The following is a 14,911-nucleotide window of genomic DNA, read 5'->3' as shown; positions in this document are numbered from 1 at the left end:
CAAGCAGGACTACGGTGTGCAAATGCGCAGCTTTCTCGCTCTCCCTCTCGCGGCTCAGACAAGATCGGTTCTGATCGACCTGCAGCGTAACCTGCGTGCCGGTCATCTTGTTGAGCCTCAGAATCTGCATGTGACCTTGGCGTTTCTGGATGACCAACCTGAGGCAGCACTGGAAGCGCTGCATGAAGAGCTGTCGCTGATCCGGGCCTCCACCTTTGATCTGAACCTGCGCGGGGTGGGTTGCTTTGGTGGGGATGCGCCACGGCTGGTTTTTGCGGATGTCCACTTGTCGGATGCCTTAAGGGCGCTGCATCGTGAGGTTTCCAAGGCCATTCGCCGGGCTGGGATCACCCTGAAGAAGCGTAAGTTTCATCCGCATGTGACTCTTGCGCGGTTAAAACCCCATGAAGCGCAATTAGTTGTCCCGTTCCTGAGCGCCGAGGGTGCGTTCACCCATGCTGCGGGTGTGGCCACGAGTTTTGCAATGTACGAATCTGTTTTGCGCCCTGAGGGGCCGACTTATTACCCTCTGGCTGAATACGAGTTGATCTGACACGACGTTGCAGGTTCGAAGGTAAGGAAAACATGACCCAAAAATACGCGTTTGACCGGATTTTGGGCAGGGCTTCCCCTTAAATTGTCATGAACGACATTCTATTTTACTTCCATCGCCAAAGGCCACCCAACACACAGGAGGAGAGCGCATGGAACAGTTTTTTGCCCCCATCAGCAACGAATACGTGTCCTATCTGGAGACGCTGGTAAATGATTACTTTTTTGTTATTGCTCTGGTCTATCTCGCGTTCGAGATGGTCCGCTACGCTATTAAGAAACAACTGAGCTGGACCTTGATCGGGGATACGATCACCAACTACCTCACTCTTGCGATGTTCATTGTGACTGCTGCATTAGTCGTCGGGTTGTTCTATGTCTCGACGTTCTTCTACGTCTATCAATTTGCGATATTTGACATCGAGACCACCTGGGTCACGGTGATCATCTGCGTAATCCTGGCCGATGTCACCTATTACTGGGAACATCGTTTCATGCACCGGGTGAACTTTGCCTGGGCCACGCATACGGTTCACCACAGCTCGCCCTTCTTCAATATCTCGGTCGCTTATCGATTTGGTCCTATGGACGGTATCTGGCCGCTGTTGTTTCACCTGCCACTGGCGCTCTTGGGCTTCCACCCCTTCGTGATCTTCTTTGCCGAGATCTTTGTGCAGGTCTATCAGACCATTCTTCACACCGAGGCGATCCGCAAGCTGCCCCGCCCGATCGAGGCGATCATGAACACGCCGTCGCATCACCGCGTGCACCATGGGTCGAACCCCGGTATCTGGACAAGAACTATGCCGGGATCTTCATCATCTGGGACCGCATGTTCGGCACCTTTGCGCGCGAAGACGAAAAAGTGGTCTACGGCCTTGTCACTCCTATCGAGAGCGTGAACCCCTTTGTTGCGTTCTTCCACGGTTTTTATCGTCTTGGGCGGGATGTCTGGAACATGCCGGGCTTCTTCAACAAGATCGGCGTTCTGATCCACCCACCGGGGTGGGAACCGAAGTCGAAACCCAAAACGCCAGCGGAATAAGGAGCCAGCGATATGCCATCAAATGCAATGCGATTGTTCGGCCTTGTGGCCACCACGGGGATATTCGTGGCCGGGGCCTGGTTGGCGCAAGAGGCGTCATCGCCCGAGACCCTGGCCGCCGTGATCGAAGCGGATCGAGAGTACTATGCAAGCCAGGGCAAAACGCCGCCCAGCCAAGTGCAGGTCAAAGGGCCTTTGTCTGTGACGCTTGAAGGGATTCGCAATTCCAAGGGCAAGGTGCTGGTCTTGGCCTATGACAATAAGACGGCCTATGAAAACTCGAACCCTGAAAAAGTCGCTGGTTTTATCGAGGCACCAGCCAAACAAGGATCAATGACGATCAAATTCCCCGAATTGCACAGCGGAGAATTCGCGGTTGTCGCCATTCATGATGAGAACGGGAACTACGACCTGGACTTCAGCGGCCTAACCCCGACCGAGGGTGTTGGGGTGTCCAATGCCTTTGGCTCGCAGGACAATCCAGGCTTTGATCGTGCCAAGGTCAAGGCGGGGCCGGTTGATGTGACTGTCTATTACTATTGAACGGTTGGGCGGGTGCTTAGGGTTCGCCCGCGCCGATCTCTTCCTTGCGTTTGGCGACATAGGCGTCCAACTCTTCCCGGATCGCGGGGTCCATTGCGGGCTCCTCATAGTCGCGCAGGGCTTGCTGCCAGATCTCCGTGGCACGTTCGGCAGCGTCTTTGGCGCCTGCGGCCTCCCAGTTTTCGTAGTTCTGCCAATCCGACAGGATCGGGCGATAAAATGCAGTCTCGTACCGTTCCATCGTGTGTTCGGCGCCAAAAAAATGCCCACCTGTGGGCACCGATTTGATTGCGTCAAAGCCCAGTTCAGCCTCATCAAACTTCATCGGTTTGAGGAACTCGATCATGTTCTGGATAATTTCCACATCCATGATGAATTTCTCATAGCTCACCGTCAAACCGCCTTCGAGCCATCCAGCGGCGTGATAGACGATGTTTGCACCACCCAGCACCGCGCCCCAGGTGGCCATCATCGTCTCATACGCTGCTTGCAGGTCCACCGCGTTCGAGGCGTTGGCGTTCGACGTGCGGTAAGGAATGCCATAGCGCCGCGCCAATTGACCGCCGACGATATTGGCCTTGGCATTCTCGGGCGTCCCGAACGCGGGCGCGCCCGAGCGCATATCGACGTTTGAGGTGAACGAGCCATACATGACCGGCGTGCCCGGCTGTACCAGCTGTGTCAGCACCACGCCAAACAGCGCCTCGGCGTTTTGCTGGGCCAATGCGGCGGGCAAGGTCACAGGGGTCATCGCCCCCATCAGCGTAAAGGGTGTCACGGTCACCGGCTGGCCGTATTCAGCCATAGCGATCAGCCCGTCACCCATGGCGTCATCGAAAAGACGGGGCGAGTTGACCGAGATGATGGTAATCACACCGGGATCATCGCGCATATCCTCAGGTCGTTGCCCACGCGTAATGGCCATCATGTTGATCCCGTCCATCGCCCGACCCCGGCCAATGGCAGTGCAGTGGAACGACAGATCCGAATAGACAAGGTTGGCCAGATAGGTGTCCAGATGGCGGTTGTTGGCAGGCATTTCGATGGGCGCCAACACCTGATTGCCGATCAGGTTCACGGCGTTGAAGTGATGCGCCAGTTTGATGAAGTTGCAATAGTCGGTGTAGTTCCCCTGCCGTCGCCCATTGATGCGATCGTGCACGTTGGGCGGTCCGGCGACCAGGCCAAAATTCACGTGGTTTCCGCCCATGATGATCCGTTTGGCGTGGTTGCGGGCAGTGAGCGTGAACTGTGACTGCACGGTTTTTAGCGCCTCGGCGACGATGCTTTCATCCATGCGGATCGTCTTGGTGCCACGGTCAACGATGGCACCTGCGCGCTCAAAGATGTCCATGACATTATCGCCCATCACGCGAATTCCCGCCTCGGACAGGATGCGCATGGACGTGGCGTGCAGCTGGTCCATTTGTTCAGGGTTCAGTAGCTCAAACGGCGGATAGTGGTTCTGAACCTGCTGCCAGGGAAGCTGCTCAATGCTGCCCCCTGCGCGCGCTGATTTTCCGCGGCGGCCGCCGCTTCTTCTGTCTCGTGCCATAGGGAATTACGCCTCCGGGGCGTCGTAAAGATGTTGTGTCAGGTCCGAAAGTTTGCTGTCGGGTCGGGTTAGGCCCAAGGCTGCATCGCGGATCGCGGCAGCGCGGGGTTCGCCCAACGAAGGGGTGGCGAATTCCATGAACTTGGCGATGACGTCATCCCGGCTCATCGGGGCCTCAGGGCCGCCACGGGCGTGGGTGTCACCGGAGTCCAGTACGCGGCCATCGGTGGTTGTGATCTGCACGTCAGCCCAACGGCCGACCGGGAAGCGGTTGCTGTGGTGTTCCGACTCGGCAATCGAGATACGCGACATCACGTCAATGACTGTCGCATCGCTCAGGCCCGCGCCCGAGATTTGTTCGACCCCGATCCGGCCATGCACGATCTGCGCTGCAACAGCGAAGGGTAGCGAATATTGCGCCTTCGACGTGTTGTCCGGCACCTCACGATACAGACAGGCAGCTTGGTGAAAACTGTTGACGTGTACCTGCTTGATGTCGTGGTGGGTAAGATCATGTCCCAACATGATCATCCGCGCCCCGTCGATGGCGGCATGGGCCCATCGGCAGATCGGATAGGGCTTTACGTATTGATGCTCCATCTGCCAGAACTGCCCCAGATCCTCCCAATGCTGTCGCACGTCCTCGGCCTCAACCGTGATCGCCGGAGCGCCGGTAAACCCCTGTTCTGCCAACACAATCGCCGACAGGCCGACCATCGCGCCCCAGCCCGAACCGTCGTGTAGCATCGTAGGGTTGGCGATCTCGCGCATCATCTGGCTGCGGGGGCCGTGGTATTCGGCAATGCCAAGAGCCTGACGCATCTGCGCGCGGGTCATCCCTTTGAGCCGCGCAGCCATCGCCACAACCCCAAGCGCGTTCCAAGCACCCGATGTGTGATAATCACTGACGGAGTCATGCAGCGAAAGACCGGCGCGGCCTGCAATCTCATAGCCGATGGTCACGGCGGTTAGCGCCTCGGGGCCTGAGATGTCCGGCGTCACCTCGGCCAGAGCGGCCAGCGTTGGAACAACCACAACTCCGATATGGCCTTTGGTGGGGTTATACCCATCATGCCCGTCCAGATTATCGGTTTGCGTTGCAGCAGCATAAGCGGCCCCTGCTATGCTGACTGGTCGCCCGTCGAACATCATTCGCGCTGTGACTGTTGGATCCGTGGATCCGTAAAGCAGGGCGGCAGTGTTCCGCGCGATCAACCCTGCCTCCATCGGGCCAGAACCGATGGTGATCCCCAGCGTGTCCAAAAGCATCAGGGCCGCTGCGTCTTGGGTGGTTTCGGACAAAGCGCCGGGGGACAAATTCAACGTGAAGTCAGCAATTCGGTCGAATGTTGCGGTCATAGGCGATCCTCCGAGCACGCGGATTGGGTTGGATCAAAGCTAGTGGGAAGATGCTCGGGCAACACGCAAAGAAGCATGGGGCAATGGGGTGGATAATTTCGCGCATCGCAACCGACGATTTGTCGCTTTTTTGCGACATTTGGCGACGCAGACAGGACAGTCGCGTACCAGCACTTTGCGCGATAGGGTGGGCACCATGAAAAACCTGCCCCATCTCACCTTCCTGCGCTCGTTCGAGGCCGCCGCTCGGCACCTGAGCTTCACCAGCGCGTCCGAAGAGCTGAACTGCACCCAATCCGCGGTGAGCAACCATGTCCGTTCACTGGAGGAATTCATTGGCCGTCCGCTGTTCGTGCGGTTGCCCCGGTCGCTGTCTTTGACCGAAGTGGGCGAGGCCTATCTGCCGTCGGTACGTCACGCTCTGCAAGAAATCGACACCGCGACCGAAAGCCTGATCTCGCAGAAACGCAAGCGCGAGGTGGTGGTGTCCTGCCCAACCAGCCTGGCATCGATGTGGTTGGCTGGCGTGTTGCGGGATTTCACCGCGGCGCACCCGGACGTGCAGGTCAAAGTACACGGCACGGTCTGGTCGGATGTGGATGAGGATGTTTCGGACATTTCGATCACTATGAATTACGCCGAAGACATCCCTCACGGCGCAGTGCAACTTTGGGCCGAGCGGCTGGTACTGGTCTGTGCACCAGGGTTCGAAGTTGAGGGCGAGCCGCTGTCACGACCCGAGCAGCTGCCACAAGCCCAGCGCATTCAGGTGTTGGGTCGGCCAGTCTATTGGGAGCTGGTGGCGAAACACTTTGATCTGCCACCCTTGGTGTCTGCAGGACAGCATCAGACAGATGTGTCCACCCTTGCCTTGGAATTGGCTGCCGAAGGGATGGGATGCGTTGCCTTGCCCCGCGCAGTTGTCCTGCCCTATCTCGAACGTGGCTTGGTGGTGGAGCCGATGGTGACCGAGATCGTCAACCCATGGATCTACTGCGTCAAGTTCAAGGATCGCACCCCTGCGCCTGCCGTCAAACTGTTCAAATCGTGGCTGCTGAATGCTGCAACACGGCTAGAATCGTAATCCCCGCTTCGGGAGCTCTCCCGCCCGTCGTCAGTTTTTCTTCCTAGAAAAACCTCCTCCCGTTGGGCCGGGCCTCGCTACGCTCGGCGCGTGGCATCTGGTGCCACTTGCAGAGATTTGAACGCAACGGTTGGTCAACGGTTGTTGTTCCTGCGAGTCCTTGGCCGCAAGCGCAACCGCGCCGGGCAAAGCCCGGCGCTCGGCCCAAGGCCGTTTGTGGTGCTGACGTAGTCAGGACCAAGCGGGCGCGGGAGAACCCCCGCCATTTAACCTCGTAACCGCTCTCCTTTGGGATCAAACGGGGGCTCGGCCAGTAAAACGGCCTTGTGCGGTTTGCCCAGGATAAACACCTCCAGCTCATCGCCCGGCTGCGCCACCTTCGGATCGGCATAGCCGATGGCCAGCGACTTGCCGACCGAGTAACCGTAAGCGCCCGAGGTCACGCGACCCACTGATTTGCCATCCTTGGTAAAGATCGGCTCGCCGCCCGAGGCATCGGCATCATGCACCGCCTCGACCTCAAACACCGACAGAACTTCACGCGGCGGATTGTCCCTGACCGCCAGATAGGAGTCTTTGTTCAGGAAGTCCTTGTCGAGCTTGATCAGCCGCTCCAGCGCTACCTCTTGCGGCCAGTATTCGGGGCTATATTCGCGCCCCCACGAGCCATAGCCCTTTTCGATCCGCAAACTGCCCAAAGCGCGCCCACCGACCGGGCCGCCGTTGAATTCGCGCGACCGTTCGACCAGGGCTGAGTAGAGCCGGACCTGATCCCCCTCGTCGCAGTGCAGCTCCCACCCCAGATCGCCGGTGAAAGAAACACGGATCGCCAGACAGGTCACACCCGCCACTTCGATTGTCGCAGAGCGCATGAAGCGGAAAGCCTCGTTCGAGAGGTCTGCGTTGGTCATCCGCTGCAGCATGTCACGCGCCCTGGGACCCGCAACGTTAAACCCTGCGATGCGGTTGGTGGCGACTTCGAACGTGGTCCTTTCGGGCAGCTCGATCATATTGAAAAAGCGTTGGTGATACCGCTCGGCCATGCCCGAGCCGACCATCATATATTCGTCTTCCGCCACTTTGGTGATGGTGAAATCCCCGGCGATGCCGCCGCGTACACCGATCAGCGGCGTCAAGCACGAACGGCCCACCTCAGACGGCACACGGTTGGCAACCAGCTTGTCCAGCCACTCTTGCGCGCCCGGCCCCTTGATCACGTAGTTGGCGAAGTTCGAGATGTCGATGACGCCCACGTTTTCGCGCAGCATTCGCACCTCTTCCCCCACAGGCGCCCACCAATTCTGGCGGGTGAAGCTGTTGGTATCGACAACGCCTGGCTTGTCGGCAAACCAAAGTGGATGCTCCCAGCCGCAGTTCATGCCAAACACCGCGCCCATCTCTTTCTGTAGTTCATAGGCGGGACGCACACGTGCGGGACGACCTGCGCTGCGCTCTTCGTTCGGGAAATGGATGGCAAAGCGGTGGGTGTATTGATCCTCGACCCGCGCCTTGGTGAACTTTTTGTCGGCCCAATCGCCAAAGCGTGCCAGATCCCAGGCAAACATGTCGTATTGCGGCTCACCTTCGATCATCCACTGTGCGGCCAAAAGGCCCAGACCACCCGATTGCGAAAATCCGGGGATGATCCCCCCGCACATGAAATAGTTCTTGAGTTCAGGCACCGGCCCCCAGAGCGCGTTTGAATCCGGCGACCAGATCATCGGGCCGTTGATCACCCGTTTCACACCAGCGGTGGCCGCGACCGGCACGCGTTCCGTGGCGCGGATGACGTTTTCCATGATCCGATCCAGGTCATCGGGGAAAAGGTCATGGGCAAAATCCAGCGGCGTGCCATTTTCGGCCCAGAATCTCATGTCCTTCTCATAAGCCCCAATCAGCAACCCATTACCTTCCTGACGGAAGTAATACTCGCCATCGCGATCCGCGATCGAAGGCAGTCGGCGGCCTAAATTGGCGACCTCATCAATGGTCTCGGTTACGAAATACTGGTGTTCGGTCGGCTGCAACGGCATCTCAAGCCCGGCCAGTGTCGCCACTTCACGCCCCCAAAGACCGGCAGCGTTCACCACCCATTGGGTGTGAATGTCACCCTTCTCGGTCCGCACGAGCCACGAGCCATCGGCTTGCTGCTCGGTGCCGATCACCGGGCAGAAACGTTCGATCGTGGCGCCCATCTTGCGCGCGCCTAGCCGCATAGGCATGGGTCACGCCCGAGGGATCAACGTTGCCGCCATCGGGTTCATACATGATGCAGCGGATGTCATCGAATTGGGCCAGCGGGTGCAGTTCCTTGGCCTGCTCGCGGCTGACCTCGTGAAAATTCAACCCATAGAACCGCGCTTTGGCCTCTTGCAGGCGCAACTGGTGTTCACGCTCTTCGGTCTGCGCCAGATAGAGCGAGCCGGGCTGGAACACGCCACACCCCTGACCGGTTTCATGCTCCAGCTCTTTGTACAGGTTCATCGTATAATGCTGGATGCGGGTGATGTTGTTGTTGTCGTGCAGCCCGTGGATGTTGGCCGCCGCGTGCCATGTAGAGCCGGACGTCAGCTCGTCCCGTTCGATCAGAACGGAATCTGTCCAGCCGAGCTTGGCCAGGTGATAGAGGATGGAACAACCGGCAAGGCCGCCCCCGATTACAACGGCCTGAGCGTGGGTTTTCATCGGCTTTTGTCTCCGTCAATGCGCTGGAGGAGACGCTAGCCGGGACTGCGGCTCAACACCCGTCAAAAAATTGGGGGGCGAGCCACGGATTTCGTTGTGCGACCTGTTCCGGATTATCAGGGACGGTCCGATTTGGGTAATTGAACTACAGGCAATAGGAACGGTCATGTCGTAGACGACCCCAATCCCGACATTGTATTCGCGCGCGTCGCCACACACTGTATGTGAATGGTCGCCAGAATTATTGTTGATTGTAAACGCTTCAAAGCCTCGTAAGATGAGTGGCGTTCTTTGGAGAACCAAATGAAAAGCCTGCAGCTCATTTCACTTCTGGCGATCCTCGGTGCCCATGCCAATGCTGACGAGCACCGCATCGAAATCAACAATGTCTACCCACTGAACCAAGAGAACTTTGACCTTGGTAATCACATTTTTCACATGACGGACAACACAGGCGGCTTCGAAGTTGTTGAAGGCCCATTAGATGGTGGGCCCGCCAGATGTTTGGGTTCGGGTTTCGGATTCGAGGACGGTACAAACACGATCACGGGAATATGCGTATTTGGTGAGGGTGATGACACTTTCATCATGCGTTGGAAAGCAGGGGAAAAAGGCGCAGCCAACACTTGGGAAATCGTCACTGGAACAGGGCGTTACGAAGGGATGATTGGCAGCGGGATCGCTACAACCGACATTGTTTCCGCATACCGAGCACTGCCCCTAAGACGAACCCACATCGTCGGGACTGTGGAATTGCCGAACTAGGATCACCGAATATTCGTATCCGCGCAGTTCTGAGCCGTTCCACAATCCATAGGTCTTAAGCCGCAATGGTTTTCATTGCCGCCAGAAACTGCGCCACTTCGTGTTCCGAGTTGTAGTGGCACATCGACACGCGCACACAGCCATCCAGGCCCAAGGGCGTCAGGATGTTGCCCGAGTAATGGTCGGCTTTGCGCAAGTGAGTGCGGATGCCCTGTTCGTTGAGCATCTTAACCACGTCGACCGATGGTACGCCTTTCACGGTGAGGGACACCAGACCCTCGCGCGCGGGGTTGTCGACGCCGCCGATGATCTGCACCTTTTCCATGTCCTTGAGGCCCGCCAGATTGCCGGTACCGTGGATCATCGCGTCGGTCAGTGCCTTTTCCTGTGCGTGGATCGCCTCTCCGGCGGCGACAAATTTGGCGCGGCGGTCGGTGGCGTCGCTGACCTGCTCACCCAGCCATTCGAAATAGGACACCACGTCGGACATGGTGGCATAAGAGCCGGTGTCGCGGGTGCCCATTTCCCAGTTGTCTTCTGGGCCGTCGATCAAGGAGTTATGCGGCAGGTGCGTCAGCCGGTCCGAAATCCAGGCGACGCCATAGCCGTGACGCGAGAACACTTTGTAAGGCGAAATCACATAGCCATCGACGCCGTAAGCCGCCAGGTCGATGCGTCCGTGAGCGGCGTGTTGGATGCCATCGACGATAATGAAGCAATCGGGTGCAACGGCCCGGATTGCTTTGACGACCGCCTCGACATCCACACCCATGCCGGTCACGGGCGAGGTGTGAACGATGGTGGCGACCTTGGTGTTGGGGGTTACCTTGGCGGCATAAGCGTCGGCCGTGACAGTGCCGGTCTCGTCATCATGCGCGACCAGAACATGGGTCTGCCCGGCCACACGAGCCCACCGGTCGCAGGCGCTGCGGGTGGCGGGGTGTTCCAGGGTGGTGCCCAGAACCTGACCCGAACCCGTACCAAGGCAGGCGTTCATGATCAGACGGAACAGCAGTTCGGTGCCGCTTTCTCCGACAAAGAACTGTCCACCCGGCGCGTTCATAAAGACAGCCATGTCTTCCTTGGCCTTGGTGATAACGCGGACCAACTCGTGGCTGCCCGGGTTGTCGCGCCCTTGGTTGTCGGGGATAGCCGCATAGGCTTGTGATGTCTCAACCACCGAATTCAGCGTCAGCGCGCCACCGGCGTTTTCAAAGAATATGCGCTCGCCCTGCTGCGGGCATTGATCGATCTGGGCAAACCGGTCACGAACTTCGGTCAGCAACTCGGGAGTGATATGTGTCATTAAGTCTTCGTCCAGTTTGACGCAGGGAATTTCATGCAATCTACGACCAGAATTAAGCAATGACACGCAAAACTTATTGGTCCAATACGTCTATTTTCTTTTTGTCTATGCAAGACCCACACGCTTGCTTTTTCGCCGCGTTGGCCGGGCATTTCGCGGAAGACTATTGTCTTTTAATACCACAGGTCAGGTTGGCAACTCAGCGAGGCGACGCGTTCACATTGCATTCAAAGCACGCTTCCCAAACTAAACTCAGAGCCTCAATCTCAAAGAGCTTTTGTTCGTGAATGGCGGGCCGTGGAGGATTCGAACCCCCGGCCTATCCCTTAGGAGGGGATCGCTCTATCCGGCTGAGCTAACGGCCCGTCGCCACTTGTTTCCAACAGGAGGTCAACTTTGTCAAACAGCTTGGCATTGGCCATCAGACATTCCGACAGCTGTCGTCCAGAACCACCCGAAAATCTCTGGTAATGGGGTTCAGCGACCGCGGCACCATCAATTCCAACAAGCCTCAACAAAGGCCAAAACAGGCCCCCCTAAGTATCTTGTCGAGCAATGTCGACAATCAGGACGTCCTTGACGACACTCCCCAGTTCAAGACTAGCAACGTCGTTCAGAGCCTTGCGAAGCGGTGCCAGATTATCCGGTCGGGTGAACGCGCCATCAAACCCACCCATATTTGCATGATCAAACAAAACCTGGAGAAATACATCCCGCAGCTTCGGTTCTATCAAATACACCGCATCTGATCCCCCTTCGGTAACCTCAAGGCTCAAAGATACTGATGCCATTGCCGATATCTGGTCGTCTGCCACAATCGGAACGACAAACTGCTTGGACAGCTTTACATATTCGCTGGTCGAGCTTTCGTCCTCTACAGGCTGTTTTGCCTTGATTGCCGAAGAGGGCTGACCCTCTGCCTTCTCATTGCTCTCCCCGCCTTTCAGAACGGCTTCTTCTCCAGCTTTGCTCATGGTTTCAGCAGGGTTCAAATACAGGCCAGCCGCGCCTCCGCTTGCAAGGCCAACGATCAGGAACAGAACAGGCACCAATTTCTTCATTCCCACACTCCTTAAAAGGGCAAGACTGTATCAAGGATCTGCTGCCCATAACGTGGCTGCTGAACGTCGGTAATCTGACCACGTCCCCCATAGCTCACACGGGCTGAAGCAATCTTGTCATACGTGATCTCATTCTGGCGCGAGATGTCTTCAGGGCGCACGTAACCAGACACCAAGAGTTCTCGCATCTCGAAATTGACACGCAATTCCTGGGTTCCCGCGATAGACAGAACACCATTTGGAAGAACATCGACAACGGTTGCTGCAACCCGCAACGTCAGCTTTTCCTTGCGTTTCACTGACCCTTTGCCATTGGTTTTGCTCGCCGAAGTCACCTCGACAGCGTCGGCCAAACTGGCGCCTTCTGGAAGTTTTTCGTTTAATCTCTGCGGCACGCCAAAAAGGTTCGGAATGCCCAAATCTTCGGATCCGGTACGCGACCGTGCCGTATCGTTGGAGATTTCGGCCTTTTCATCAATCTCGATCACCACCGTCATGATGTCGCCCTTTTGCACGGCGCGGCGATCCCCAAGCAGCGAAGATCGTCCTCCACTCCACAACGACGCCTGATCAACGCTACGTTGCGGTGTACTGTGCAATGGCAATCCCGGCCACAACATCGCCACATGTTCGGGTGACTCCGTACTCTCCGAAAAGCTCGGAGGTTTGCCAAGATGGTCCATACGCCCACAGGCGGTCAATACAATCATAGCGCCCAATAGCGGCAGTTTCGGTTTGGATTTCATCAGTGAACCTCGATTGAACCGTCCGACCGGATACGACCGGTCACCGTTGTGCGTGATGTCAAATTCATCACGCGAATGATTTCCCCAGATGCACCCCGCCCCATTGCCCGGCCCTCGGTGATGATCAAAAGCCCACCCCTGCTAAAGATCAGCGGAACGACATCGTTGCGATCGACTATGGCGGGCGGGCCAACATCGGAATGCCGGATGGGTCGTCCAGGATACAGCGCCACCCGTGCTTCTTGTCCGACGATGGCGCCTTCCTCGGATATGGCTCCTGCGACGTCGACGGCTTTCACAATCAGATCGTCCGGCTGGATGATCTCTTTGGCCCGTATCGTTCGGGACGGCACCAGGATCTCGGCACTTGCCGAAAATCCCATCGTGCACAGCAGGAGGACCACAATGCCTCGCATCATCGCACCTGCGTTGTCGCGCCCATCATCTGGTCAACGGCCGAGATGACTTTGGCGTTCATTTCATAGCCTCGCTGAGCCTCAATCAGTTCCGTAACTTCGCGCACCGCGTCCACCGAACTGTCCTCCAGGTATCCTTGACGGAGGGTCCCCAACCCATCTTGACCAGGCTCGGAAACAGTTGGTGCCCCCGAGGCTTCGGTTTCCTTGAACAAGTTACCGCCGACGGCTTCCAAGCCCTTGGCATTGGCAAAACTTGCAAGCGAAAACTGACCCAGAAGCTGCCCTTCCGCAGTATCGTCGAAATAGGCAAAAACCTCGCCAGCCGGATTGATCGAGATGCTGCGCGCATCAATTGGTATGGTAATTTCGGGAGCAACGGTAAATCCGTCGGATGTTACAATCAGACCTTCGGCAGACCGCTTCAAGCTACCGTCGCGCGTATACGCCGACTGCCCTGAGGGAAGGGTCACTTCCATGTACCCACGCCCTTCGATGGCGACATCCAGGTCATTCCCCGTGGCCGACAAAGCACCTTGGGCCAGATGGATCGAAACGGCGGCAGGTCGCACACCCAGACCCAACTGCACACCTGTTGGCAAAACAGTCCCATCGGACGCATTAACCGTGCCTGCTCGCGATACCTGTTGATAATGAAGGTCCGCAAACTCTGCACGCCGCGCGTTGTATCCTGTGGTGTTCATATTGGCGAGGTTGTTGGAAATGGTTTCCACCCGCAGCTGTTGGGCCGTCATTCCCGTAGCAGCAATTTTCAAGGCACGCATAAGGTACTCCTGTGTTTGTGAATTAGCGCAACAGCGATTTCACCGCATTTCGGATGCGCTGGTCTTCGGTCTCAAGAAAGCTCTGGCCAAGCTCATAACCGCGCTGAATTTCGACCAATCGCGCCACCTGGGCGATGGCATTTACGTTTGATCCTTCCAGAAATCCCTGCATGACCTTGGCGTCTTCGGTCGGTTCCGAACCTTCGTCGGCTCGAAACACCACACCGCCTTCGCGGATCAAACCGGATGGATTGACCGGAGTGAACACGCCAACCTGCCCCAGCAAGCGCCCATCCCCGCTGATCGTCCCGTCCGCGGCGATCTTGATCGTTTGTGAATCCGGCGGAATGAAGATCGGCGTCCCGCTCACATCCATCACAGGGTACCCGTCCATATTGACCAGATCACCATTTGCGTTCGGCGTGAAACTGCCCGCACGGGTCAACCGTTCGCCTTGAGGGGTATCCAGCTTGAAAAACCCGTCTCCCTCGATTGCAACATCAAACTTGCCGTTGGTCTGTGTCAGGGTTCCTTGTTCAAACGACGTGTTTCGCACCTGCGCCCGTGCCATCGACAGCGACGGTTGGTTGGGGCCGTCCTTGATGAATTCGGAAAACACCAGCCCTTCTTGCCGATATCCCGTCGTGGTCGCATTTGCGATGTTGTTAGCAATCACCCGTATTTCATTCATCAGGCCAGATTGTCGGGAAAGTGTTGCGTAACCTGCTGTTTCCATTAGGAACCTCCGGCGATCAATGGAATAATCGTTGCAGTGAAGAAAGAGACCAGAGTCTTGGTCATGAAACCCATCGACATCCAGAACACGATGACAATGGCTGCCAGTTTCGGGACAAAGGTCAGGGTCATCTCCTGAATCGACGTCAGCGCCTGGAACAGGCCCACGGCCAGCCCCGTGACCAGCGCCACGGTCAGGATCGGCACCGATACGATGACCGATATCCAAAGCGCCTGGCGCACCGTGTCAAAAAAGAGACCCTCGGTCAGCATG

The 14,911-nt window shown here is 57.3% G+C and carries 15 protein-coding genes, 1 tRNA gene and 1 pseudogene; 6 read left to right on the top strand and 11 right to left on the bottom strand.

Annotated features, from left to right (window positions below; all coding sequences use genetic code 11):
- Positions 1-22: 22 nt before the first annotated feature.
- The 4 genes from thpR (at position 23) to ACZ1HE_RS02020 (ending at position 2,140) form a co-directional block, all read left to right on the top strand.
- Positions 23-553 carry an RNA 2',3'-cyclic phosphodiesterase gene (thpR, locus tag ACZ1HE_RS02035; RefSeq protein ID WP_472619346.1) on the top strand — a complete coding sequence of 177 codons (531 nt, stop codon included), beginning with the start codon at positions 23-25 and terminating at the stop codon, positions 551-553.
- Positions 554-704: 151 nt separating this feature from the next.
- Complete coding sequence (locus ACZ1HE_RS02030; RefSeq protein WP_472619345.1) at positions 705-1,454, top strand: sterol desaturase family protein; 750 nt, start codon at positions 705-707, stop codon at positions 1,452-1,454.
- Complete coding sequence (locus tag ACZ1HE_RS02025) at positions 1,451-1,597, top strand: hypothetical protein (RefSeq protein ID WP_472619344.1); 147 nt, start codon at positions 1,451-1,453, stop codon at positions 1,595-1,597. The genes ACZ1HE_RS02030 and ACZ1HE_RS02025 overlap by 4 nt, the downstream gene beginning before the upstream one ends.
- Positions 1,598-1,609: 12 nt before the next feature.
- Positions 1,610-2,140, top strand: a complete 531-nt coding sequence (locus tag ACZ1HE_RS02020; protein WP_472619343.1) for a DUF2141 domain-containing protein — start codon at positions 1,610-1,612, stop codon at positions 2,138-2,140.
- Between the two features lie 16 nt (positions 2,141-2,156).
- Here ACZ1HE_RS02020 and ACZ1HE_RS02015 read toward each other — a convergent pair whose 3' ends face one another.
- Entirely contained in the window at positions 2,157-3,695 is a 1,539-nt protein-coding gene (locus tag ACZ1HE_RS02015) for a trimethylamine methyltransferase family protein (RefSeq protein ID WP_472619342.1), read from the bottom strand.
- Positions 3,696-3,701: 6 nt separating this feature from the next.
- The gene (locus tag ACZ1HE_RS02010) at positions 3,702-5,054 is read right to left on the bottom strand and encodes an MmgE/PrpD family protein (protein ID WP_472619341.1); all 1,353 of its coding nucleotides are present in this window, start codon (positions 5,052-5,054) and stop codon (positions 3,702-3,704) included.
- A gap of 196 nt (positions 5,055-5,250) precedes the next feature.
- Between ACZ1HE_RS02010 and ACZ1HE_RS02005 the strand changes: the two genes are divergently transcribed.
- Entirely contained in the window at positions 5,251-6,138 is an 888-nt protein-coding gene (locus ACZ1HE_RS02005; RefSeq protein WP_472619340.1) for a LysR substrate-binding domain-containing protein, read from the top strand.
- Between the two features lie 266 nt (positions 6,139-6,404).
- Here ACZ1HE_RS02005 and ACZ1HE_RS02000 read toward each other — a convergent pair.
- Positions 6,405-8,823, bottom strand: a pseudogene (locus ACZ1HE_RS02000) (GcvT family protein).
- Between the two features lie 303 nt (positions 8,824-9,126).
- Between ACZ1HE_RS02000 and ACZ1HE_RS01995 the strand changes: the two are divergent.
- On the top strand, positions 9,127-9,588 hold the full coding sequence (locus ACZ1HE_RS01995) for a hypothetical protein (protein WP_472619339.1): 462 nt from the start codon (positions 9,127-9,129) through the stop codon (positions 9,586-9,588).
- A 55-nt stretch (positions 9,589-9,643) separates the two neighbouring features.
- On the opposite strand, the gene ACZ1HE_RS01990 is transcribed toward ACZ1HE_RS01995, so the two are convergent.
- The 8 genes from ACZ1HE_RS01990 to ACZ1HE_RS01955 form a co-directional block, all read right to left on the bottom strand.
- On the bottom strand, positions 9,644-10,894 hold the full coding sequence (locus ACZ1HE_RS01990; protein ID WP_472619338.1) for an aminotransferase class V-fold PLP-dependent enzyme: 1,251 nt from the start codon (positions 10,892-10,894) through the stop codon (positions 9,644-9,646).
- A gap of 288 nt (positions 10,895-11,182) precedes the next feature.
- Positions 11,183-11,259: transfer RNA gene (locus ACZ1HE_RS01985), tRNA-Arg, on the bottom strand.
- A 171-nt stretch (positions 11,260-11,430) separates the two neighbouring features.
- The gene (locus ACZ1HE_RS01980; protein ID WP_472619337.1) at positions 11,431-11,955 is read right to left on the bottom strand and encodes a flagellar basal body-associated protein FliL; all 525 of its coding nucleotides are present in this window, start codon (positions 11,953-11,955) and stop codon (positions 11,431-11,433) included.
- 11 nt (positions 11,956-11,966) lie between these two features.
- Positions 11,967-12,701 (bottom strand): flagellar basal body L-ring protein FlgH, encoded by a 735-nt coding sequence (gene flgH, locus ACZ1HE_RS01975; RefSeq protein ID WP_472619336.1) that lies wholly within the window; start codon positions 12,699-12,701, stop codon positions 11,967-11,969.
- Positions 12,701-13,117 carry a flagellar basal body P-ring formation chaperone FlgA gene (flgA, locus tag ACZ1HE_RS01970; RefSeq protein ID WP_472624317.1) on the bottom strand — a complete coding sequence of 139 codons (417 nt, stop codon included), beginning with the start codon at positions 13,115-13,117 and terminating at the stop codon, positions 12,701-12,703. The genes flgH and flgA overlap by 1 nt, the downstream gene beginning before the upstream one ends.
- Positions 13,117-13,902, bottom strand: coding sequence for a flagellar basal-body rod protein FlgG (flgG, locus tag ACZ1HE_RS01965; protein WP_472619335.1), 786 nt, complete (start codon positions 13,900-13,902; stop codon positions 13,117-13,119). The genes flgA and flgG overlap by 1 nt, the downstream gene beginning before the upstream one ends.
- A 22-nt stretch (positions 13,903-13,924) precedes the next feature.
- Complete coding sequence (locus ACZ1HE_RS01960; RefSeq protein WP_472619334.1) at positions 13,925-14,638, bottom strand: flagellar hook-basal body complex protein; 714 nt, start codon at positions 14,636-14,638, stop codon at positions 13,925-13,927.
- A complete protein-coding gene (locus ACZ1HE_RS01955) occupies positions 14,638-14,910 on the bottom strand; it encodes a flagellar biosynthetic protein FliQ (RefSeq protein ID WP_472619333.1) in 273 nt (90 codons plus the stop codon). Before ACZ1HE_RS01955 ends, ACZ1HE_RS01960 begins: the two co-directional genes overlap by 1 nt.
- Between the last annotated feature and the right edge of the window lies 1 nt (position 14,911).

It is taken from the genome of Falsiruegeria sp. JB4-1, from assembly GCF_055693495.1.
Note: the sequence above shows the minus strand (reverse complement) of the source record. Positions and strands in the feature narration are given on the sequence as shown.

What these genes read in the sequence shown, in the direction of transcription:
- thpR (WP_472619346.1), top strand. Translation starts at nt 23, where the DNA reads ATGCGCAGCTTTCTCGCTCTCCCTCTCGCGGCTCAGACAAGATCGGTT.
- ACZ1HE_RS02030 (WP_472619345.1), top strand. Translation starts at nt 705, where the DNA reads ATGGAACAGTTTTTTGCCCCCATCAGCAACGAATACGTGTCCTATCTG.
- ACZ1HE_RS02020 (WP_472619343.1), top strand. Translation starts at nt 1,610, where the DNA reads ATGCCATCAAATGCAATGCGATTGTTCGGCCTTGTGGCCACCACGGGG.
- ACZ1HE_RS02015 (WP_472619342.1), bottom strand. Translation starts at nt 3,695, where the DNA reads ATGGCACGAGACAGAAGAAGCGGCGGCCGCCGCGGAAAATCAGCGCGC.
- ACZ1HE_RS02010 (WP_472619341.1), bottom strand. Translation starts at nt 5,054, where the DNA reads ATGACCGCAACATTCGACCGAATTGCTGACTTCACGTTGAATTTGTCC.
- ACZ1HE_RS02005 (WP_472619340.1), top strand. Translation starts at nt 5,251, where the DNA reads ATGAAAAACCTGCCCCATCTCACCTTCCTGCGCTCGTTCGAGGCCGCC.
- ACZ1HE_RS01995 (WP_472619339.1), top strand. Translation starts at nt 9,127, where the DNA reads ATGAAAAGCCTGCAGCTCATTTCACTTCTGGCGATCCTCGGTGCCCAT.
- ACZ1HE_RS01990 (WP_472619338.1), bottom strand. Translation starts at nt 10,894, where the DNA reads ATGACACATATCACTCCCGAGTTGCTGACCGAAGTTCGTGACCGGTTT.
- ACZ1HE_RS01980 (WP_472619337.1), bottom strand. Translation starts at nt 11,955, where the DNA reads ATGAAGAAATTGGTGCCTGTTCTGTTCCTGATCGTTGGCCTTGCAAGC.
- flgH (WP_472619336.1), bottom strand. Translation starts at nt 12,701, where the DNA reads ATGAAATCCAAACCGAAACTGCCGCTATTGGGCGCTATGATTGTATTG.
- flgA (WP_472624317.1), bottom strand. Translation starts at nt 13,117, where the DNA reads ATGCGAGGCATTGTGGTCCTCCTGCTGTGCACGATGGGATTTTCGGCA.
- flgG (WP_472619335.1), bottom strand. Translation starts at nt 13,902, where the DNA reads ATGCGTGCCTTGAAAATTGCTGCTACGGGAATGACGGCCCAACAGCTG.
- ACZ1HE_RS01960 (WP_472619334.1), bottom strand. Translation starts at nt 14,638, where the DNA reads ATGGAAACAGCAGGTTACGCAACACTTTCCCGACAATCTGGCCTGATG.
- ACZ1HE_RS01955 (WP_472619333.1), bottom strand. Translation starts at nt 14,910, where the DNA reads ATGCTGACCGAGGGTCTCTTTTTTGACACGGTGCGCCAGGCGCTTTGG.